This window comes from Gloeocapsopsis crepidinum LEGE 06123 (assembly GCF_015207655.1).
Taxonomy (GTDB): Bacteria; Cyanobacteriota; Cyanobacteriia; order Cyanobacteriales; family Chroococcidiopsidaceae; genus Gloeocapsopsis; species Gloeocapsopsis crepidinum.
Genome location: NZ_JADEWN010000010.1, coordinates 81,172 through 104,368, shown reverse-complemented (window position 1 = coordinate 104,368; position 23,197 = coordinate 81,172). Strand labels below are relative to the sequence as shown.

The 23,197-nt window shown below is 42.4% G+C and carries 18 protein-coding genes; 16 read left to right on the top strand and 2 right to left on the bottom strand.

The features are described 5' to 3' along the window. Window positions 1-542: 542 nt before the first annotated feature. The 4 genes from IQ230_RS06280 (at window position 543) to IQ230_RS06265 (ending at window position 4,604) form a co-directional block, all read left to right on the top strand. The gene (locus IQ230_RS06280; protein WP_099701911.1) at window positions 543-1,025 is read left to right on the top strand and encodes an RNA recognition motif domain-containing protein; all 483 of its coding nucleotides are present in this window, start codon (window positions 543-545) and stop codon (window positions 1,023-1,025) included. Window positions 1,026-1,904: 879 nt separating this feature from the next. After that, complete coding sequence (locus tag IQ230_RS06275; RefSeq protein WP_193931191.1) at window positions 1,905-3,182, top strand: glycosyltransferase family 4 protein; 1,278 nt, start codon at window positions 1,905-1,907, stop codon at window positions 3,180-3,182. A gap of 246 nt (window positions 3,183-3,428) precedes the next feature. Beyond that, window positions 3,429-4,127 carry a YjzC family protein gene (locus tag IQ230_RS26420; protein WP_228054632.1) on the top strand — a complete coding sequence of 233 codons (699 nt, stop codon included), beginning with the start codon at window positions 3,429-3,431 and terminating at the stop codon, window positions 4,125-4,127. A gap of 93 nt (window positions 4,128-4,220) precedes the next feature. Then, window positions 4,221-4,604, top strand: a complete 384-nt coding sequence (locus tag IQ230_RS06265; RefSeq protein ID WP_193931190.1) for a hypothetical protein — start codon at window positions 4,221-4,223, stop codon at window positions 4,602-4,604. 182 nt (window positions 4,605-4,786) lie between these two features. Here IQ230_RS06265 and alr read toward each other — a convergent pair whose 3' ends face one another. Continuing rightward, window positions 4,787-5,971, bottom strand: a complete 1,185-nt coding sequence (gene alr / locus IQ230_RS06260) for an alanine racemase (RefSeq protein ID WP_193931189.1) — start codon at window positions 5,969-5,971, stop codon at window positions 4,787-4,789. Window positions 5,972-6,286: 315 nt separating this feature from the next. Here alr and IQ230_RS06255 point away from each other — a divergent pair, with 315 nt between their 5' ends. The 12 genes from IQ230_RS06255 to IQ230_RS06200 all read left to right on the top strand — a co-directional run bounded on the left by IQ230_RS06255 (window position 6,287) and on the right by IQ230_RS06200 (window position 22,247). Beyond that, window positions 6,287-6,784, top strand: coding sequence for an HNH endonuclease (locus IQ230_RS06255; protein ID WP_099701905.1), 498 nt, complete (start codon window positions 6,287-6,289; stop codon window positions 6,782-6,784). A 424-nt stretch (window positions 6,785-7,208) separates the two neighbouring features. Then, complete coding sequence (locus IQ230_RS06250) at window positions 7,209-8,360, top strand: DHH family phosphoesterase (RefSeq protein ID WP_228054638.1); 1,152 nt, start codon at window positions 7,209-7,211, stop codon at window positions 8,358-8,360. Window positions 8,361-8,410: 50 nt separating this feature from the next. After that, complete coding sequence (gene sixA, locus IQ230_RS06245; protein ID WP_193931205.1) at window positions 8,411-8,902, top strand: phosphohistidine phosphatase SixA; 492 nt, start codon at window positions 8,411-8,413, stop codon at window positions 8,900-8,902. Between the two features lie 99 nt (window positions 8,903-9,001). Next, entirely contained in the window at window positions 9,002-10,138 is a 1,137-nt protein-coding gene (locus tag IQ230_RS06240; protein WP_193931187.1) for a citrate synthase, read from the top strand. A 346-nt stretch (window positions 10,139-10,484) separates the two neighbouring features. After that, a complete protein-coding gene (gene nuoH, locus IQ230_RS06235) occupies window positions 10,485-11,603 on the top strand; it encodes an NADH-quinone oxidoreductase subunit NuoH (RefSeq protein WP_193931186.1) in 1,119 nt (372 codons plus the stop codon). Window positions 11,604-11,647: 44 nt separating this feature from the next. Next, a complete protein-coding gene (ndhI, locus tag IQ230_RS06230; RefSeq protein ID WP_193931185.1) occupies window positions 11,648-12,232 on the top strand; it encodes an NAD(P)H-quinone oxidoreductase subunit I in 585 nt (194 codons plus the stop codon). A 95-nt stretch (window positions 12,233-12,327) separates the two neighbouring features. Further along, window positions 12,328-12,969 (top strand): NADH-quinone oxidoreductase subunit J, encoded by a 642-nt coding sequence (locus tag IQ230_RS06225; protein WP_193931184.1) that lies wholly within the window; start codon window positions 12,328-12,330, stop codon window positions 12,967-12,969. A gap of 77 nt (window positions 12,970-13,046) precedes the next feature. Beyond that, window positions 13,047-13,352, top strand: a complete 306-nt coding sequence (nuoK, locus tag IQ230_RS06220) for an NADH-quinone oxidoreductase subunit NuoK (RefSeq protein ID WP_041918524.1) — start codon at window positions 13,047-13,049, stop codon at window positions 13,350-13,352. A gap of 3 nt (window positions 13,353-13,355) precedes the next feature. Then, entirely contained in the window at window positions 13,356-14,279 is a 924-nt protein-coding gene (locus tag IQ230_RS06215; protein WP_193931183.1) for an NAD(+) kinase, read from the top strand. Between the two features lie 855 nt (window positions 14,280-15,134). Beyond that, the gene (locus tag IQ230_RS06210; protein ID WP_193931182.1) at window positions 15,135-17,948 is read left to right on the top strand and encodes a two-partner secretion domain-containing protein; all 2,814 of its coding nucleotides are present in this window, start codon (window positions 15,135-15,137) and stop codon (window positions 17,946-17,948) included. Continuing rightward, the gene (locus tag IQ230_RS06205; RefSeq protein ID WP_193931181.1) at window positions 17,938-19,695 is read left to right on the top strand and encodes a ShlB/FhaC/HecB family hemolysin secretion/activation protein; all 1,758 of its coding nucleotides are present in this window, start codon (window positions 17,938-17,940) and stop codon (window positions 19,693-19,695) included. Before IQ230_RS06210 ends, IQ230_RS06205 begins: the two co-directional genes overlap by 11 nt. Beyond that, on the top strand, window positions 19,647-22,247 hold the full coding sequence (locus IQ230_RS06200; RefSeq protein WP_193931180.1) for a CHAT domain-containing protein: 2,601 nt from the start codon (window positions 19,647-19,649) through the stop codon (window positions 22,245-22,247). The genes IQ230_RS06205 and IQ230_RS06200 overlap by 49 nt, the downstream gene beginning before the upstream one ends. Window positions 22,248-22,378: 131 nt before the next feature. Here IQ230_RS06200 and IQ230_RS06195 read toward each other — a convergent pair whose 3' ends face one another. Beyond that, window positions 22,379-23,197, bottom strand: coding sequence for a DUF928 domain-containing protein (locus tag IQ230_RS06195; protein WP_193931179.1), 819 nt, complete (start codon window positions 23,195-23,197; stop codon window positions 22,379-22,381).

Sequence of the window (23,197 nt, the reverse complement as noted above, 5' to 3'; positions counted from 1 at the left end):
ATTTTACATAAAACCAAAACTTGTCTTAGGTAACGTATTGCGTATAAGTAATTAATTGCCTGGTCAAAGCAGTATAAGGTTATTCTTTCCTTGTTCCAACACAGCAAGCTCAACCAGCCAAAGGCTGGTTTTTATTTCTCGCTCTAAACAAGAAGAGCCTCGCCTTAGATGGATAAAGCTACTGATACCGAGTCAAAAATATTGCTAAAGACGGAAATGTTGATTTTTAAGTGCTGACAAGACGAATGCCATGATACTGTAAAGAATGGTGTCAACGTTCCAGCAAACCAAAGGCGTTACCCGTAGCAAAACAGCTGGCAGCTGGTGGAATATATACTTAACCAGTTAATCAGCAGATGAGTTACAAGAAGCTATAGCCTTGGATCAGGCAAAGAACTATATTTTAGAGGTTGGCAAATATCAAAGTGAAAAATTGGTTTGTTGCAACGCACGTCAAATCCAGTCATTATCCAGCCTTCCTCATGTAATGTAAACAGTTTTGTTACCAATTCTATTCGCACCCAAGTCCGGAGGTATCTTCCATGTCAGTTCGTCTATATATTGGCAATTTGCCGAAAGAAGAGTTAGAACGCCAGGAACTGCAAGCAGTTTTTGCAGAAGCTGGGGATTCAGTTACTACAAAAGTAATAAAAGATCGGAAAACTGGTAAATGTCGCGGCTTTGGCTTTGTAACAGTTAATAGTGACGAACAGGCTGATCAAATCATTGAGAAATTCAATGGTTACATGTTCAAAGACACTCCTCTCAAAATTGAAAAAGCACTACCTCGTTCTAAGGGACAAGAAGACGAGGAACAATCTAGTCCAAGTAATGCTGCTACCAATAATTCAAGTGGCAGTAATCAAGAAAAAGGTTCAGCCCGTCGGAACAACAAAAAGTCACGTCGTAGTAACAACAGCACCCAATCTTCCAACAACCCAGATACCATCCAACCAGATCCTCGCTGGGCTTCTGAATTGGAAAAGTTAAAGCAAATGCTATCTGCACAAACAAGTAATGGGTAAGTTGTGCTGAGGTAATAAGGATTGCAGCAAGATCCAAACTTACTAGGCTTAAGCTTAGTGATCCTTTTCCTTATGCATTTGCAATATGAAACTAGACGCAGCCAGTGCTTTACGCGTGAGAACAATTATTTACCACATTACTAGCGCTGGCTCTTAAGCTTTTTCAATTGAGTGTTCATACTTGACTATTTATGTTGATGCCATAGAAATGCTAAATCAACAATCGCTTTAGTACCTTGCTTAACATTGAAACTGAATAACTATTGTGCGATTTCATACAGATTTCATACAATAGACAAAAGTAAGTGTAACAATTGAGTTAGAAGAAGAATTTAGAACAAAATTAACTTAAGCAAAACTTATTTTATTCATTAATTAAACTAATAGCTTGTTTTTCTATCTTTAGACGTAATGTGCGATTTAAAACAAGATACTAGATACGATCAGATGTCAGTAAGTATTGAGATTACAATGTATAGTTCATAGTCATAAGTAGATAATACAAAGACTTACATCCAAATTCATCTATTAGTAGCAGCTAGAAATAATTCTAATCAACTCCGTATTTTCCTCAACTTAAGTTGAGCAATGTTGAATACAAAGATACCTTTCTTAGAGCAAATTTAGCCCAAATTAAATACAAAAGTTCTTACTAACGATAGAAGCGCAATTGAAAGTTTCATAAAATAAGCAATAATAGTGACTCACAAGTTTAACTTTGAGCGGATTACAGTATTTCCCATAGGGGATGTGAAGAAATGTGTGACCGCGTAAATTAAACTTGAGAATGATGAACATTCCTTTTTGGTTTTTAAAGGATAGGTCACGACCACCTCAAAACCAATTTAAACCTAACTAAATTGTTGTAACAACTACACCATGAACTCTGTAAGCCAAAAGCATATAGCCTTGATTTCAGTCCACGGAGATCCAGCGGTTGAAATCGGTAAGGAAGAAGCCGGAGGACAAAACGTCTATGTGCGGCAAGTGGGAGAGGCACTCGCTGAGTTGGGATGGCAGGTTGATATGTTTACCCGTAAAGCAAGTGCGAGTCAACAGAAGATTGTCCAACACAGTGCTAATTGCCGTACGATTCGCATCACTGCAGGTCCAGAAGAATTTGTACCCCGAGACAACTTGTTTAAGCACATACCCGAATTTGTAGAGCAGATGTTGGAGTTTCAACAAGAATCGGGAATTGAGTATGAAATTGTTCATACAAATTATTGGCTGTCTGCTGCAGTAGGTATGGAGTTAAAGAAAGTCCAGGGCTGTAAGCAAGTCCATACTTACCACTCGCTAGGGGCAGTTAAATACAAGTCAGTTTCGACAATTCCTATGATTGCCAAAACTCGCTTAGCAGTGGAAAAAGAGGTTTTAGAGACTGCACAACGCATCGTTGCCACAAGTCCACAAGAGCAAGAACACATGCGATCGCTCGTCTCTACTAAAGGCAACATCGATATTATTCCTTGTGGTACCGATATTGACCGCTTTGGCAAAGTTCAACAGCACCAAGCAAGACAACAACTAGGAATTAACCCTGATACCAAAGTAATTCTCTATGTAGGACGATTTGATTTCCGTAAAGGCATCGAAACGTTAGTACGTGCTGTTGCCCAGTCAAAACTACGAGGAAATGCCGATCTCAAGCTGATCATCGGTGGCGGTAGCCGTCCTGGACAAAGTGACGGAAAAGAACGCGAACGTATTGAAGGAATTGTCAATGAACTAGGAATGCAAGACTTTACTGTATTCCCAGGGCGTTTGGGTGATGACGACCTACCAACCTATTACGCAGCAGCAGATGTTTGTGTTGTTCCTAGTCACTACGAACCGTTTGGATTAGTAGCAATTGAAGCAATGGCAAGTTACACACCTGTTGTAGCAAGCGATGTTGGTGGATTACAGTATACAGTAGTATCAGAAAAAACTGGACTACTCGCACCACCAAAAGATAATGATGCTTTTGCAACCGCAATTGACCGCATTTTAAGTGATTCAGAGTGGCGCGATCAGCTTGGTTGTGCAGCAAGAAAGCGAGTAGAAGATATGTTTAGCTGGGATGGTGTAGCTGCTCAACTCAGTAAATTATACACTCAACTGTTGGAAGAACCAGTTATTGTCTCTAAAGATGAGGCTGTTGCTACAGCATAAACTAAGCTCTGAGCATTGAATTTTGAGTTTTAGTTTGACTGTGTTCCTGACAACTTAATATTCAGCACTCATAGCTTTGATAGTGGTTTTAGCTGGCAGCTTTATAGTTGTCAGCTAATGCTATTTAGGGCAGCGTTATGATGAGGACATTACACAAACTCTGAACCGTAGGTTTAACAAAAGCGCTTCCCTGTCTGTAGATAGTAAATTTTCTTCAATCTAGGGGTAGCATTGCGGGTACGCTTTATGAAATTGTTGAGGTTGAAGTTGCAGCATCTAAATCGTTTACAAGAAGTTATGCCCACTACCTCAACTGTTCGTCAAATATTGTCAGATTCTGAACAAGGATTACTACCGTATCTACATCACCAGCTAGCAACAGAAGAGTTTGCTCACTTTCGTTCGCAGTTTGTTTTTCATCCTGAAGAATCCTCTACTGATGTTAATTCTGAGGCGCGATCGCCAGAATTACAAACTGCATCATTAATTTCTCTGAAGTTTACTATTATTGTAGACAGCCACATCAGTGCTGATGATGCCACGATTTTAGCATTAGAGTTTCAAGAGAAGATTGATAGTTGTTTAGTCTCATGGAGTCAGAAAAATAAACAACTACTTTCTCCTGTTACGCAAATTAAAGGTTCGTTCGGTAGGCTTGAAGAAGTTCGCTATCATGGAGGCTTTCTTCCTGGCTTTTCGATTGAACGCCAATTTCGTCTTCAGTACAAAACGTCTGTAGCCGCAACAGACAATTCAAATTCTAGTAGCATATTGTATAAACCAGGAGAAATAGTGCCAGAAAGCGGCTTATACGAACTGACAGGACCTCGTGGTGGCAACAAAGGACAAGAAGTCACTGCAACTAAAGGAGAACCTTTTCCGCCAACGCCAGAGTCAGGAATGTATTACAAGCTGATGACTCCAACAAAGCATAAAAATAGCTAAAAGGCAATATGCGTTGACTCACAGACAAACTTACAAGCTTTCGTCGATTCAAAATGCTTAGGCAAGTACGTTAAAAAGGACTAATTGATACAAATGGCAAAAGATAAAACCCACAAAGCAGGCGACTCACATAGTCGTCCTGTTGACTCAAGTGACTTGGAAATTCAAGGCAAAATCATTGATGACGGAGAACGTCCTGTCACAGCAAATCAGTTCGTTGTCACAGATACCTACCAAGAAGATGGGGAACGTCCTATCGCTGCAAATGAATTTAGCGAACAGGCAACGCTCAATATTGACGGCAAACGTCCCATCGATCCGAGTCATCTTAAAGTGCAGAATACCGTGTATATGGATGGAGAGCGACCCATTGCAGCAGATAACTTTGAAGTAAAAGGTCGGTTAAATATCGATGGTAGCCGCCCGATTGCCGCAGATGAAGCACCGTCTGATCTACCAGCAGACTTTGTAGATTAGCAAATGTTCTCTAACTGAAGTTAGGGTTATTCAAAGTAAGTGTGACGATCGCACACTGCAGCATTAGTTTTACAAGTGAGTCCACGCAGGTGGACTTTGTTTGTCTAGCAATGGTCAATATGGTTAGGACATTTTGCAGGCTCAGAACTATTGAGCTAAATAATTTTACTCCTGTGTGACACCTAACCCCTGACCTCTGCTATGGCAACGCGTGGTAGTCGGTGTTTGAAACTACAAAGGATTTCCCACGAAATTGTATTTAGTTGAGTTGCCCAGTCGTCAGCTGAGATTTTTTCAGTGCCATCTTCACCAAGTAGCGTCACAACTTCTCCTTCTTGAACATCAGCGATCGCACTAACATCTAACATCAGTTGATCCATCGTAATGGCACCAATTTGGGGTACTCGCTGCCCTCGGAGTAAAACAGTCATTTGATTAGATAAATTGCGGGGTACTCCGTCAGCATAGCCAATACCCACTACAGCAAGTTGAATTGGGCGATCGCTCATAAATTTATGACCGTAACTCACTCCAGTTCCCGCAGGAATTGTTTTTACTTGCGTTATTCGTGCTTTGACTTGCATCACAGGCTTCAGGTCAATTGGAGATAAATGCCAAGCTGGATAAAGCCCATACATTGCTAGCCCAACACGAACCATGTCATAGTGTAAATCTTGAGCAGTAAGGGTCGCAGCTGAGTTTGCCAAATGTAATGCGGGTTGTGTTTGCTCGTTTTGAAAAGGCAATTTTGCGTCCTTAATTTGAGCGATCGCTTGCTCAAAATTTCGTTGTTGCTGTCTTAAGATTGTTTGGTCAGGGCTTTCTGCAGTTGCCAAATGCGAATAAATACTGGCAATTTTTAAGTTAGGCAACCGCGCAATTAACTGCACAAACTCTACAGCCTGTTGCCAAGGCGGTCCTAATCGTGACATTCCTGTATCAAGTTTTAAATGTACGGGTAAGACTTCGCTTTGCATTGCTGTTAAAGTTTCAGCAAACACGAGGGCTTGCTTGAAGTTACACAATGTTGGCTGAAGTTGCCAATGAGCGATCGCTTTAATTTGTTCTGGAGTATGCGTCGCTCCTAAAATCAAAATAGGGGCAGTGATTCCGGCTTCTCTTAATTCAATACCTTCCGGCACAGTCGCCACACCCAACCAGCTAGCCCCTGCTTGCAATACTGTCTCAGCTACCATAACAGCACCGTGACCATAAGCATCTGCCTTAACTACCGCCATCAGTTGAGTTCTTGAAGAGAGTAAATGCTTCAGCTGACGAATATTATGTGCTAGCGCTGCTAAACTAATTTCTACCCAAGCGCGATCGCATCGCATTGTTGCGATCGGTTGTTGCCGACTCAAAGTCATAGCCTACTCCTCTACACTCAAATTAAAACAATTAGCATTTAGCAGTTAGCTGAAACCTTAACTGCTAAGCCTGAACATTTGATTAGGAAGTTTAGCTTTCAAAACCTCATTGACACAAGTGTTACATCAACTCATGCTGTTTCACTATCAAGTGACTACATCAAAAAGAACTGAGACCGTTCTTGAAGCAGCACTTAGTGAGTAAATTTGGGCAGAGTCACTGTAGTGATATTAACTTGACTTACAGCTAAAGGCTGCATTGCACAGCATAGTTGTGTTACTATCTGTAAAAAATATTGGCTTGAGCGACCATCAATGGCTAAGGTTCTAGTCCTGAACGCCTCTTACGAACCGCTCAATATTACGAGCTGGCGGCGAGCAGTTGTTTTGTTAATCAAAGGCAAAGCTGAGCAAGTAGAACACAACGGTAAGCATCTTTATGCTGACTTTCCCTTGCCAACCGTGATCCGGCTGCGTCACTACGTGCGAGTTCCTTACAAGGAGATTCCTTTGACTCGCCGTAACATTCTTCACCGTGATAGTCATACCTGTCAATACTGCGGTTATGCAGGCGACGATCTCACTCTCGATCATGTTGTTCCGCGATCGCGAGGCGGTGGCGATGCCTGGGAAAACATAGTGACGGCGTGTGTTCGGTGTAACGTCAAAAAAGGTAATCGGACTCCTCTAGAAGCGCATATGCATCTTCATCATCTTCCGCGTAAACCTTACAGTAGTTTGTATTTTGAAGTTAGCAAGCACCTTAAAAGTGGACTACACGATGAATGGCAAAAATATATTATCGGTCTTTAAAACAAACAGTTACTTTAATAATCGCGGATTTTGACACTATAGGTTGTTTGTCGAAGCAGCTTGATTAAGCATTACCAAATGGTAATGTATTTGAGTATTGCTTACTTAAATGCAAAAAAGTCATCAGTAATGTAGACTAACCGCAACTTTAAATACAAAATTTACCTGCACTTAGAGATAGGCTGAAAGAATTAGTGTCGCACTCAAGGATTTTTGCGACAATTGTAGTGTGAAGCTTCGATAGCCACTTGAATATCAGAAGGCTGTTGACTGCAGTTCGCGCCTCACACTCACAGCAATTCAATTTATGAATTTGAATTCGTCTCACGCGTTAAATAATTCGTATTCTCAGACAGAGCCGAAAGAAGACCCTCATTTAATCGCAGCGGTGGAATTACCTGCTCCTGACACATCCTCAATTGCAATGAGTGAACTGGGCTATCCAGCCCAGAGAAGTAACTCAGTGGTTATGCAAAAAGCAGAAGCTTTGCGGCAAGTATTTGAGCAACATAGGCAGGAACGTCAGCTTGTCATTTTGCAAGATTTTCCTGACCCAGATGCACTTTCTAGTGCTTGGACTTATCAATTAATTGCTCAAGAATATGAAATCCAATGCGATATTGTCTATGCAGGTACACTCAGTCACCAAGAAAACATTGCATTAGTTAAACTGACAGGCTTACCAGCACAACGTTGGACATTGCAAGCAGCTAAAAGTAAAGACTTGTCAATGTATACAGGATGTGCGCTGATAGACAACCAGGGAACAACCAGCCAGTTACTATCAGTTATTCAAGAAAGTGGAATTCCAATCGCAGCAGTTGTTGACCATCACAGCTTACAAGGCGATTTAAAAGCCGAATTTACAGATTTACGTCCAACAGTTCGCGCCACAGCAACCATCTTTACGCAGTATTTGCAAGCGGGATTACTTAAGTTAGATAGTAGCGTGGCACAGCATATTAAGTGTGCAACCGCCCTCATGCATGGCTTGCGCTCAGATACAGATCGACTGATGCAAGCCCAAGAAGATGATTTCTTAGCAGCGGCGTATTTAAGTCGGTTTTATGATGCGCAGTTGCTCAATGCCATCTTGCAAGCAAATCGCTCTAAACGAGTGATGGATGTTATAGAGCGATCGCTGAAAAACCGCATGGTGCAAAATAACTTCTCTATTGCTGGTGTTGGATACTTACGTTACGACGATCGCGATGCCATTCCTCAAGCGGCAGACTTTCTAGTTACTGAAGAAAACGTCCACACTGCAGTTGTTTACGGAATTGTTCATGATGAAGACGAAGAACTCGAAGTTGTGATTGGCTCGTTACGAACGACAAAACTGACACTCGATCCGGATGAGTTTATCAAAGAAGCCTTTGGACAAGATAGTCACGGTCGCTTTTTTGGTGGTGGTCGCACAAGCGCTGGTGGATTTGAAGTTCCGATTGGTTTTTTATCGGGTTACATCGAAACTTCAGACTATGCCAAGAAAAAGTGGGAAGTGTTTGATACTCAAATTAAGCAAAAGCTCTTGCGCTTAGTCAATCCTAGGGATAATCCAATTCAAACAGAGTAAAGTGAGATAGGCAATCCTGCCTGTGCTTGAAAATTTACTTGGCAACGGTAGTGGAACTTTATCTCATTCGACACGGCATTGCACAAGAAAGAGAAATTGGTCTTGCTGATGAAACGCGATCGCTCACCGACAAAGGACGAGACAAAACACGTCAAGTTGCCCAGCGGTTATCCGAATTGGGAGTACGATTTGATGTATTGTTGACCAGTCCTTTATTGCGATCGCAGCAAACTGCAAAAATTTTGCATGATTGTAAACTGAGCCAAAACATTGCTGAATCTGCCCACCTAGCACCTGATGGCAGTATCCATGATTGGTTAGACTGGTTCAAAAAACAACAGTACCCCCAGCAAACGCAATTAGCCCTCGTCGGTCATCAACCGAATTTAGGACAATGGGCAGAGATTCTTGTTTGGGGAGAAGATCGTGCCAAACTATTCCTAAAAAAAGCAGGTATTATTGGAATAGCACTACCAGAAACAGATTCACCGATTGGTCAAAGCCAGTTATTTTGGTTAACTGCACCCAAATTTTTGTTGTGACCAGCTTTACAGTTATTTCTGGTAAAAAGAGCGACACAACGCCAGTTTCTGGTAAGTTAGCGTAGAGTATTGTACTAACAAACAAGCAGCTGGTGAGCCATGTCCGTCTGCGAATTTAAGCCAGGTTTAGAAGGCATTCCTGCCGCCCAATCTAGTATTAGCTTTGTTAATGGACAAGAGGGAATACTAGAGTATCGTGGTCTCCGCATTGAAGACCTTGCGGAAAATAGTACCTTTTTGGAAACAGCTTATCTGCTAATTTGGGGTAAGCTACCCACGAAGGACGAGTTAATTGAGTTTGAACACGAAGTTCGCTACCACCGACGGATTAAATACCGCATTCGGGACATGATGAAAAGTTTTCCTGAAAGTGGTCATCCGATGGATGCACTGCAAGCTTCCGCTGCCGCGCTCGGTTTATTTTATTCACGCCGCGACTTAGATAATCCTGCTTATATTCGGGATGCTGTAGTCCGACTCCTCGCCACGATTCCCACAATGGTCGCTGCGTTTCAGTTGATGCGCAAAGGTAACGATCCAGTACGCCCGCGTGACGATTTGGATTATTCTGCCAACTTTCTTTATATGCTCAGCGAACGCGAACCCGACCCGTTGATGGCGCGGATTTTTGATGTTTGCTTAACACTCCATGCCGAACATACTATGAATGCTTCAACATTCTCGGCACGAGTCACCGCTTCTACACTTACCGATCCTTACGCAGTTGTTGCTTCCGCAGTAGGAACGCTAGGCGGACCATTACATGGTGGTGCTAATGAAGAAGTTATCGGAATGCTTGAAGAAATTGGCTCAGTAGAAAATGTCGGCTCATATCTAGAAGATCGGTTGCAACGTAAAGCAAAAATTATGGGCTTTGGACATCGCGTTTACAAAGTCAAAGATCCCAGAGCAACAATTCTCCAAAAGCTAGCTGAGCAGATGTTTGATAAGTTCGGCTACGACAAATATTATGATATTGCCGTTGAATTAGAACGCGCGATTGCCGAAAAGTTAGGTCATAAAGGAATTTATCCAAACGTTGACTTTTACTCTGGTTTAGTGTATAGAAAAATGGGGATTCCTACAGACTTGTTTACACCAGTATTTGCGATCGCCCGCGTCGCAGGTTGGTTAGCCCACTGGAAAGAGCAAATTGCCGAGAACCGCATTTTTCGCCCTACCCAGGTGTACACAGGTCATCACGACGTTTCATATACGCCCGTTGAACAACGTTGAAAATTTAGTTTTGAATTTTGAATTTTGTTAGCGTAGCGGTGCCTTAGCACGTTTTGAATTAAAAGAGTTTTCTTAACTCATAACTCAACACTCGACACTAAGAACTCATAACTCCTAGTCTTCCCTACTCTTCCGGTCGGGACAGCAAAACTAAACACAGGTATAAGTAGAATTTCTCAGTGAAGGTTTTTTGGAGCTAACCAGACAGCGATATACTAAGCAGTGAAAGGTAAAAATATCTTCACAATAGAGATCTACCCTTAATAAAAGTAGGGGATGAATTTACAAATATTAATTACAGCGGAGATGGCGATCGCCATCATGCGACAACTTCACCAAAGAAAACATGACTACAGGAATTGACCTCCAAGGAAGTTTCATTAAATCGCTGATCGACTTAGGGCTACCAGCAGGTGCAGCCAAAGCTGTTTGGATGCCAGTCCCAATGGTACTAATGTTAATTGGCGCGACTGTGGGAGTACTAGTTACCATTTGGCAAGAACGGAAAATTTCAGCCGCCGCCCAGCAGCGGATTGGTCCAGAATTTATGGGACCATTTGGCTTGTTGTCTCCTGTTGCCGATGGCATCAAGTTCGTTTTTAAAGAAGATATTATCCCAGCCAAGTCCGATCCCTGGCTGTTTACTTTAGGACCGATCATTGTCGTCTTGCCAGTCTTTTTATCGTATCTAATTGTGCCTTTTGGTGAAAATCTGGCGGTGACAAACGTTGCTACTGGAGTATTTTTGTGGATTGCTTTGTCCAGCGTACAACCAATTGGATTGTTGATGTCTGGTTATGCATCAAACAACAAGTACTCATTGCTAGGAGGTTTAAGGGCAGCTGCACAATCAATTAGCTATGAAATTCCCTTAGCACTTGCAGTCTTAGCCGTGGTTATGATGTCGAATAGCCTCAGTAGCATTGATATTGTCGAACAGCAATCAGGCTATGGCATTTTTGGTTGGAATGTTTGGAGACAGCCAATAGGTTTTCTAATCTTCTGGATTTCGGCACTAGCAGAATGCGAGAGAATGCCCTTTGACTTACCAGAAGCAGAAGAAGAACTTGTTGCAGGATATCAAACTGAGTATTCAGGGATGAAATTCGCGCTGTATTATGTCGCATCCTATGTCAACTTGGTGCTATCAGCGCTCCTTGTTACAGTTTTATATCTGGGTGGTTGGGAATCTCCTATCCCCATCGAGTTACTTGCTGGTTGGTTGGGTATCAGCGAAACAAGTCCTTGGTTAGAAATAGCAGATGCCTCACTAGGTATCACCATGACCGTACTCAAAGCATACTTCCTTGTATTTACAGCAATTTTATTGCGTTGGACTGTGCCCAGAGTACGAATTGACCAGCTGCTAGATTTAGGATGGAAGTTTTTACTCCCAGTCAGTTTAGCAAACCTACTGTTAACTGCAGCATTGAAGCTTGCCTTTCCCGCTGCCTTTGGTGGATAGCAATTAGCTAATTGCTAACAGCTACATAAAGAGAGAGACACATCATGTTAAAGTTCCTCAAACAAGTCGGTGACTACGCAAAAGAAGCGGTACAAGCAGGTCGATACATTGGTCAAGGATTATCTGTGACCTTCGACCATATGCAGCGTAGACCAGTTACCGTACAGTACCCCTACGAAAAACTAATTCCTTCTGAACGCTTCCGAGGTCGCATTCACTTTGAATTTGATAAGTGTATTTCCTGCGAAGTTTGCGTGCGGGTTTGCCCAATTAATTTACCTGTCGTTGACTGGGAATTTGACAAAGCTAGTAAAAAGAAAAACCTGAAGCACTACAGCATTGATTTTGGTGTTTGTATCTTCTGCGGTAACTGTGTAGAGTATTGTCCAACAAATTGTCTGTCGATGACCGAAGAGTACGACTTGTGTACGTACGATCGCCATCAATTAAACTACGACAACGTAGCGCTGGGACGTTTACCCTACAAAGTGACAGACGATCCAATGGTGACACCATTACGCGAATTGGTTTACCTACCTAAAGGCGTTACGTCACCCCACGATCTACCTGCCAATACCCGTGGTGCTGGATTACATCCAGAAGAACTCGTAGAACAGCAGGAAAAGTAGTATTTTTTAATAGAGTGGGTGAGGAGCGTTAATTGTTAGTGGAGTTGTAAGCCGTTAGCAATTAGCAATTAGCAACTAGCAAAGGACAAAAAGCGGTGAATTTAGCTGAAGGAGTACAACTTGTTTCATTCGCCATCTTGGCTGTCATGATGATTGGTTCAGCCCTTGGTGTTGTGCTATTTTCTAATATTGTCTATTCTGCCTTTTTGCTGGCAGGCGTTTTTGTCAGTATTTCAGGAATTTATTTGCTGCTGAATGCTGACTTTGTGGCAACAGCCCAGATCTTGATTTATGTTGGGGCGGTTAACGTGCTGATTTTGTTTGCCATTATGTTGGTGAATAAGCGCGAAGACTTTAAACCCTTGCCGAATGCTTGGGTGCGACCTACAATGACGGCGATCGTCAGTGCTGGACTGTTTGTTTTGTTAAGTACGATGGTTCTGGTTACGCCTTGGGCATATTCTACTGAGTCAGTTTCCAGCGACACCACAATTGTTTTAATTGGTCAACACTTCTTCAGTGACTTTTTGTTGCCTTTCGAGCTAGCATCCGTTCTACTATTAATGGCAATGGTTGGGGCGATTATTTTAGCGCGGCGCGAATTTTTGCCTGACCAAGTGATAACGCCTGACAAGCAGCAGCAACCTGTATTGACTTTACCAGAACGCCCTCGCGAGCTAGTCGGAATTTCTAGTGATAAAACAAGTAATTTAGACGATAGTCGTCGCAGTGAGTAGACTTACATAATTGCGAATGACTTTAGGAACAGCGATCGCAGGCTTCTGTGTACGATTTTGAGGATAAATTCAGAAATATGCAACTTCAGTACTTTCTCTTGCTAGCTGCGGCTTTATTCTGTATCGGGATTTATGGCTTAATTACCAGCCGCAATGCCGTTCGAGTGTTGATGTCAATTGAATTGCTGCTAAATGCAGTAAATCTTAATTTAATGGCATTTTCTAGTTATTTAGATCCGCTAGAAATTAAAGGTCAGGTGTTTACAGTATTTGTGATTACTGTCGCTGCTGCCGAAGCTGCTGTCGGATTGGCAATTATCTTAGCAATTTATCGTAACCGCGATACTGTAGATATGGAGCAATTTAACCTTTTGAAGTGGTGATGCGTGCAGCTTAATCAAGTTATTATTGCTCATAAAGCCGGAGATTCATTAAGTAAAAGCTGGGCAGAAAAGTGTGCGCGGCAGTTGGAAAGTCGCAATTGTCGCGTCCTTATGGGACCAAGTGGACCGCAAGATAATCCTTATCCAGTATTTTTGGCGTCGTCAACACAGCCGATTGATATGGCTTTGGTACTAGGAGGAGATGGTACAGCTTTGTCAGCGGCGAGAAATTTAGCAGCAGATCGTATCCCGATCTTGGCAGTGAATGTCGGCGGGAATTTGGGGTTTTTAACCGAGTCGTTTGAAATATTTAAAGATTCAGAACAGGTATTTGATCGGTTAGCCTCTGATTTTTATGCGCTTCAGCGGCGGATGATGCTACAAGCACAAGTATTTGAGGGAAGTAGTAGCAATCTCGATCCTGTCAGCGATCGCTTTCTTGCCCTCAATGAAATTTGTGTCAAACCCGCGTCGGCGGATCGGATGATTACTTCGATCCTAGAAATGGAAATTGATGGCGAAGTTGTCGATCAGTATCAAGGTGATGGATTAATTATTGCCACACCTACAGGTTCTACAGCATATACCGTAGCGGCGAATGGTCCAATTGTGCATGACGGGATGCAGGCGATTACAGTAACTCCGATTTGCCCGATGAGTCTTTCGAGTCGTCCTATAGTATTACCTGCGGGTTCAGTTGTTAGTATTTGGCCCTTGGCAGATTATGAGTTGAATACAAAGTTATGGACTGATAGTGTCCTTGGAACTTCGATTTGGCCTGGTCAAAGAGTCGATGTCCGCATGGCGGAATATCGTGCCAAGTTCATTATTTTAAGGGAAAATTATTCGTACTATCAAACATTACGTGAAAAGCTACAGTGGGCAGGCGCGAGGATTCGCTACAGTAACAACCATCGCGATAATTAATTTGGCTGGCTTAGCAACTAAAGTCGCAGCTACATAAACAAAGTCTGTTGTCGCAGACTAAATATGCAATTACAGGTTTAGAGATCTACGAGTATAGGTCTAGTTTACATTACTCTATTTTCTTACTACCGATATTTTTTTAATCTTTATAAAGTTAAAGCTTTCATATTTTAAATATAGAAAAGCTCTAACAAACTAAATTAGTTAATTCCTTGCTCATCCTTACTCTGCTTGAGCTTGAGACTACATAAGAACTATTTTCGATCAAAAAAATACTAAATTTTTCCGAAATACAATGTAGTTGCATTGAGTTTAATTATGACGGCAATGCAGGGAGAAATCCCTGTTTTCTTGCCTGAATAAGTATATATTTATAAGGAACTACTTGTAATGGCTACAGTAACATTTCAAACACTTAAATGTAATAATTCACTAGGTACAGTAACACTAAACTTTCAAGCACCGCCTAATCCAGTGTGGGGTCCGAGTGGGATGACTGCAGGTGTAGCTGTAAGCATAGGTACAAATCGATCCTTTAGTGCTACAAGTACAGTTACACTTTCAGTAAAGACTAGAACAGGAAGTATATTGAGCAATAATCAAAATCTTCACACCACAGCAGGTCCTAAAACGTTACATTTTCCAATTTCCAGTGCAACGTACACATTAACTTGTAAGGTAGTGTAGTTCTTAAACAATCTTAAGAAATAGAGACGAGTTGTAATACATCTAGAGATAGATAGTTTTGCAGCTCGTTTTTTCTACTAATATGGTTTAATCATTAAAGAAAGCTTTATGTATTATATCTAAATTTTAGTTCTTTAAATTCAAAATATTCTACAAACCTATAAAAAAATGACTTTATTTATGAAGCAAAGTATCAATCTTTTTGGAATTGCCGGAAGCCTTTTTTTAGGTATTTTACCTAACTCAGTTCAAGCACAAATTATTCCTGATGGGACAACACCAACTACACCTGCAGTTTGTACCGCAGTGTGTGAAATTACAGGAGGAACGCAAGCGGGAGAAAATCTTTTTCATAGCTTTTCTCAATTTAATATCAACTCAGGTCAACAAGTTACTTTTATCGATCCAGGCGTAACTAATATTATCACCCGCGTAACTGGTGGAACTTCTTCTAATATCTTGGGAACCTTAGATGTTATAGGAGATGCTAATTTATTTTTAATTAATCCAAACGGAATTGTTTTTGGTTCTACGGCTTTTATTAATGTTAGCGGCTCTTTTGTTGCTACTACTGCTGATGCAATTCAGTTTAACGCTCAAGGAAGCTTTAATGTTAATCCTGCTAATAACGCCGAATTACTAACTGTAAATCCTTCAGCATTTTTATTTAATCAAATAACATCGCTATCTCCACCCAGTATCGATCTAAATGATGGATTAGTTTTTCTTCCTGATGCTCAAAGCTTGATATTATTAGGTGGCAATATTAACGTAGTTGGAGGTTTGAATATAGAACATTTAGTTGCTCCCAATGGACGAATCGAGTTAGGAGGAGTTTTAGGTGCAGGAATAGTAGGCTTAAATAACGTTAATGGCAAAAATTTGAGTTTGAGTTTTCCTGCAAATCTAGAAAGAAGCAATGTATCAATTAGTAACGGCATAATTGCCAGCGTGGCTGGAGATGGTAGCGGGAGCATTGCTATCAATGCTAGAAACATAAATATTGCTCAAAGTTATATTCAAGCTGGTGTTAGATCAGACTTTGAAGGAACTAACACTCAACTAGGAACTATTAATCTAAATGCCACAGAGGGTGTAGAAATTATAAAGGCTACACTTACTAACGAAGTACAATCAGGTACAGTAGGTAACGCTGGTGACATTCAAATAAAGGCAGGATCGCTTTTATTAGACGAATTTTCTAATATTAATTCCACAGTTAATTCAAGTGCGAACGGTAATGCTGGAACAGTATTAATTGAAGCAAATGATGTAGCGATCGCAAATAATGCAGGTATCTATACATCACTGCTGGGTTCTGCGCAAGGAGATGGAGGAGACATTCAAATTAATGCAGATTCTCTACTGTTGGAAAATGGTGGTAGTCTAAATGCTCAAGCTACTACACCAGGAAGCGCAGCAGGTAACGTATACATAAATGTTAATAACTCCGTTTCCTTAGTAGGAGATGAAAGTTTTATTGGAACCGCAGCCTCTGTTTTTGCTAGTCGTGGCGGTGAAGTTAATATCCAAACCAATACACTTTCTCTAACTGATGGCGCAACTATATCTTCTAATACTACTGACGAAGCAGGACGCGCCGGAAACATAAATATTACAGCAAATACAGTTTATTTAGCAGATAGTGTTATCTACAACGACACTATAGGATTAGGAGATGCAGGAAATACTCAAATCAATGCTAGAAGTTTAAACATCACCAATGGCGGAAGTATCAGTACGAGTACGAATGGTGTTGGAAATGCAGGCAATATATTTATAAATGCTTCCGAGTTTGTCACGCTTTCGGGTGTTAATCCTAATGCAATAACACTATCAAGAGACATCCCCAGTACAACTTCTAGCGGTTTATTCGCCTTCACCGACACAAATGCTACCGGACGTGGTGGGAATATTCAAGTCAATACAGGCAATTTAAACATTCTTGATGGTGCAGTTATCAGTGCGCGGACTCGCGGTATTGCACCTGGAGGAGATATTACAGTCAATGCGGCGAATGTTGCTGCTACAAATGGCGGACAAATTTTAACGACTGCCTTTAATCAGGGCATGGCAGGTAATATTACAGTTAATGCAACAAACAGTGTCAATATTTCTGGAAGCGATCGCACTTACAATACTAGACTGCAACAAACACCCGATCGCATAGATAATGATGGTGCAGCGAGTGGTTTCTTAGCAAGAGTTCGGGGAGATGCGATCGCCGATGCGGGACAAATTAACGTAACTGCACCTTCAATATTGCTTGATAATCAAGGAACAATTTCTACTGCAACTACCCAAGGCGCAGGCGGACAAATCTCACTTCAAGGAAACAACATTGCTTTGCGCGACAATAGTAGCATCACGGCTACCGCTGGTACGGCAAATGCTGGTGGTGATGGTGGTAATATTGACATTGGTACAGAACTGTTTTTTGCTACTAGAAATAGCGCAGTGACTGCCAACGCCTTTACAGGAAGTGGCGGAAACATCCGCATTGCAACGCAAGGCTTCTTTCTTTCCCCTGATAGTGAAATTACCGCGAGTTCAGAACAAGGAACTGACGGCGTTGTCGAAATTGTTGTTTTAGATGATGAACCTAGTCGCGGTTTAGTTTCCTTACCAGAACAGCCTGTCGATGTCAGTAACTTAGTCGCGCAAGGATGTAGTGCAGATACAAACATTGCGACAAACACAAGTGAATTTATCATTACTGGGCGGGGTGGATTACCACCAACTCCTAGCGAAGCAATTAATGCAAATTCCGTGTTAGCCGATTTGGGCACTTCTGTACAAACTCAAGCATCTCCAACGTTAAATACTGTTGCAAGTGACCTTAACAATTCTCAGCCAAAATCGCTTGTAGAAGCACAGGGATGGATGATAGGCTCCAATGGCGAAGTAGTACTGATGGCACAAGTGCCAACTGCTACAACTCATACTTCTTGGTCTACGCCTGTTGCTTGCAATGCACCATAAACTTGTTCGCCGCCTGCAATTTTCGCTGAGTGGGCTTTTGTTACTTGTTCTTAACACTCAAATTGCTGCGACATCAGCAGCAGAAATCGATCTTGCCCAAGCAATTCCGCTACCACCTCCTCAGGATGTTATTCCACCACCCAGCCCGACACCACCACCACAACCACCAACTGAACCCCTACCACCACCAGAAGAGTTATTACAGCCACCGTCTGTAGCACCAACACCAGCACCATTACCAGGAATACCTGATACCGTTGTCGTTAAAAGATTTGATGTTGTCGGTAGTACAGTATTCAGTGCTGAAGAATTTGCGCAGTTACTCGCACCGTTTACAAATCGACCAATTTCATTTGCAGAACTTTTGCAAGCACGTTCAGCAGTTACTCAACTCTACATCGATCGCGGCTACATTACTTCAGGCGCTTTAATTCCACCGCAGACACTCCAAGAAGGAGTCGTCACAATTCAGGTAGTCGAAGGCGAGTTAGAGGCAATTAATATTACTGGTACGCGCCGGCTTAACCCGAATTACGTGCGATCGCGCATTGCTGTCCGTACGGATGCACCTTTAAATCAACAACGCCTTTTAGAAGCACTGCAACTTTTACAACTCGATCCGCGAATTCAAACTTTATCTGCTGAATTATCCGCAGGTTCGCGCCCTGGAACAAATGTCCTCGATATCCAAGTACAGGAAGCACGAACATTTAATATACAAGTGATTGGAGACAACAGGCGATCGCCCAGTGTCGGTAGCTTTCGGCGTGGCGGACAGATTAATGAAGCAAATCTCCTCGGATTTGGTGACAGCATTAGTGTTGGATATAACAATACCGACGGTAGCAATACATTTGATGTCAGCTATGCACTACCAATCAATCCACGCAATGGCACTATCGGCTTAGATGTCGGCGCAGCAGATAGCAGTGTTATCGAGCCGCCATTTGATTTTTTAGAAATTGACTCGTATTCGCGCTACTACGACTTAACATTTCGCCAACCAATCAGTCAAAGCCCTTCAGCAGAATTCGTTCTTGGATTAACCGCATCTCGCCGAGAAAGTAATCTTGCATCAAGTGTCCTCGAAGAATTTGGCGTTCCTTTATCAGAACTCTCTCCTGGGGCAGATGACGAAGGGCGTACCCGTATTTCTGCCTTACGCTTTTTTCAAGAATGGACGCAGCGCGGTAGTCGCGAAGTCATTGCTGCGCGATCGCAATTTAGCCTAGGTATCGGTGCATTTGATGCCACAATTAACGATGATGCTCCTGATAGCCGATTTTTCTCCTGGCGCGGACAAGCTCAATGGGTGCGTCTTTTAGCTCCTGATACTTTACTTTTAGTTCGCGGTGATGTGCAGCTTGCAGATCAATCCTTAGTTCCAGTGGAACGATTTAGTTTAGGTGGATTTGACAGTGTTCGAGGCTATCGTCAAGACGCTTTGTTAACTGATAACGGTGCGTTTGCTTCCGTAGAGTTGCGTGTACCCATTTCGCGCATTCCCGAATGGCAAGGACTTTTACAATTGACTCCGTTTGTAGACATTGGTACGAGTTGGAACGCTGAAGACACCAATCCTGATACTAGTACGTTAGTTTCCGTCGGACTTGGCTTACGCTTGCAAGTAGGTAATAATCTCACCGCCCGCATTGACTGGGGCATTCCTTTGGTTGATATCGCATCGGAGCGAAGAACATGGCAAGAGAACGGCGTGTATTTTTCCGTAGTCGCCAGCCCATTTTAGTGCTGGGTGTTAGTTTTCTCGTTTGGTGTGGGGGATTGCAGGGAGGATCTCCGGCTGAGGCACGGGTAACAAGTGTATCATCAATAGCTATATCTGAATCGATTCAGCAAGGCAGGGAACTCTATGAAACGGGACAATACGCGCAAGCCGCAGCAGTTTGGCAACAAGCCGCAAAAGCTTATCAAGAGCGTGATGACAGCTTAAATCAAGCAATGGCGTTGAGCAATCTTGCTTTAGCGTATCAACAATTAGGAAATTGGTCGCAAGCAAATCAGGCGATCGCCACAAGTCTAAAACTGTTATCAACTTCTGCAACAAACCCCCAACATGCACAAGTTCTTGCCCAAGCATGGAATAATCAAGGAAGTTTGCAATTTGCTCAAGGACAAGCTGAACAAGCGCTGAATAGCTGGCAAAAAGCAACTGCAGCATATACCAAAGCAGCAGATAGCGTTGGCGTTACACGTAGCCTAATTAATCAAGCCCAAGCACAGCAAGCTTTAGGGCTATACCGCCGTGCAATAACGACACTCAACCAAGCGAATCAAACTCTACAACAACAGCCAACTGCAATCAAAGTCACTGGGTTACGTAGTTTGGGGAATGCGCTGCGTGTTGTGGGAAATCTCAGTCAATCACAGCAAATACTGCAACAAAGTCTTAAATTAGCTCAAGAACTGAAATCGCCAGAAGAAATTGCCGCAACATTAACAAGTTTGGGGAACACTGTGCGATTGCAGCAAAACCCACAAGCTGCATTAACCTACTATCAACAAGCTGCGAGTGTATCGTCTACAGCACGCACACAACTACAAGCACAACTCAATCAACTCAGCTTATTACTCGAAACAGGCGATCTCAGCACAGCACAAACGTTATTGCCTCAAATTAATTCTCACCTAGCAAACTTACCGACAAGTCAGACAAAAGTTTATGCTCGCATTACCTTGGCACAAAACTTGATGCGCTTACACCAAGCGCAGCCTCAAAAATCCCAAATGGGGATTCCTTCATGGCTAGAAATTGGCAAACTCCTCGCTACCGCCGTACAAGAAGCAAAAGATCTCCAAGATCCACGCGCCATCAGCTATGCTTTGGGAAACTTGGGAGGATTGTACGAACAAACTCAGCAGTGGACGAGTGCGCAAGAATTAACGCAACAAGCACTCGTATTAGCTCAAGGAATCAACGCGCTGGATATTTCCTATCGTTGGCAATGGCAACTCGGACGCTTATTGCAAGCCCAAGGCAATACAGAAAAAGCGATCGCCGCTTACGATGATTCAGTGCAATCACTGCAAACTCTCCGCTACGATTTAGTGGCAATTAACCCTGACGTTCAGTTTTCTTTTCAAGAAGAAGTTGAACCTGTTTATCGCGAACTTGTCAGTTTACTATTGCAATCGAACGGAACTCAACCAAGTCAACAGAACTTGCAAAAAGCCCGTCAAACAATCGAATCGCTGCAATTAGCAGAGCTAAATAACTTTTTCCGTGCAGCGTGTTTAGATGCAAATCGTCAAATCGATCAAATTGTAGACGAGCAAGATCAAACCGCAGCCGCGATCTATCCAATTATTTTACGAGATCGCCTCGAAGTCATCATCAAACTACCACAGCAACCACTGCGCCATCACACTATTGAGATTTCACAAACCGAGTTTGAAACTACCCTAGAGCAACTTCAACAAAATCTGATTGAACCAGATACTTTCACCGAAGTGCAAGCACTGTCTCAGAAGGTGTATGAATGGTTAGTGCGCCCTCAACTAACTGCACTCAATGCGAGTGATATCAAAACTTTGGTTTTTGTTTTAGATGGTTTGCTGCGTAATATTCCTATGGCAGCATTATACGACGCACAGCGCCAACAGTATCTTATAGAACAGTATAGTATTGCCCTAGCACCAGGGTTACAACTAATTGACCCGCAGCCATTACAGCAGCAAAGATTACAAGCCTTAACAGCAGGACTCAGTGAACCTCGTTATGGTTTTGAAGGACTTAGTTACGTTGAAAGCGAAATCGAGCAAATCACATCTGAAGTTTCCAGCCAAGTATTACTCAATCAAGATTTCACTAGCCAAGCACTACAAAAGCAAGTTAACTCACAGACATTTCCTGTCGTACATTTGGCAACTCATGGTCAATTTAGTTCTAACATTGAGCAGACTTTTATTCTCGCATGGGATAAGCCAATCAACGTTAATGAGTTAAATGATTTACTCCGCAATCGCACTCAAAACTCGTCTAGCGCAATTGAACTTCTTGTTCTCAGCGCTTGTGAAACTGCAACTGGCGACAAACGCGCAGCTTTAGGTATTGCAGGAATTGCTGTGAGAGCTGGAGCACGCAGCACGCTAGCATCTTTGTGGTCTGTAGATGACCAGTCCACAGCTCTATTAATGAGTCAATTTTATGCAGAATTAGCAAGCAGTCAAGTTAATAAAGCTACCGCTTTACGTCAAGCGCAACTGTCACTATTAAAGAATCCTAATTATGCTCATCCAATGTATTGGTCTGCTTACGTCCTTGTGGGAAATTGGTTATGAGATACCTTCCGACTAAAGTCGGGGCTACTTAAACAAAGTGTGCCTTCGCACACTCTTAGTAAGACTGTTACTACTAAGTCCACGGAGGTGGACTTCGTTTGTTTAGCTGCGAATTTATTCGCCAAGCTTTATCAATCCCTTCGTACTTGCTGCATGAGATCGCAACATGAGGCAATGGGTTCAGAAGCGATCGCATCTAAGCCAACAAAGCGCAACACATCAGTCCAATTTTGTGCTATTGCCATATTACTTGGATTGTGGTAGTATAGCTGCCCCAGTGTCGTTACTGCATCAAACCAAAATCCATTAGCGAAGTAAAGTTCTGCCCGCTGTTGTGGAGTTGCTTGTGCTAATTGGCTAGCAAGGGTGGGAGTGATAGCACGCCTTTGGATTCCGCCATGAACAATAGCAGTTGGTGGCTTACGTTCGGCACAATAAATGTTGAAATACCAGTGATATTGATTTGCGACTTCTAATGCTACCGTTGTAGGCAAAGTCAAACTAATAACCCCAGGCTTATTTGGCAGTGAAACTGAAGTTTGATAAACAAGCTGCTTATCTGCTGTGCGTAAAACAAACCTAGCAGAATGGACGTCCTGAGCGCGATAAGGTACATAAAACCAGAAGGTGGGATGCTCAACCGTTGTCAGTCCCCATACAACCTCTAAACCTGTAGCGGCTTTGGTTATTGGCACTAAAGCTGTGAGTTGCTTATTATCTACTGAATCGTTGTTAACTAAACAGCCACGTCTACCTGCACCAGTGCGATCGCCTGGAATTCCAATATCTGCTGGAGGTGGAGGTGGAGTAAAGTTGAGTTGCCCCGTAGCACTTGCAATTACTTGTTTTTCTACCCTTGTCTCTGGAACAGAGTAAACTTTCGCTGGGAATACGCCAATAACTGCTAACCCAACCAGGGCGAATTTGTAATACTGCCAGTAGAAATTCAT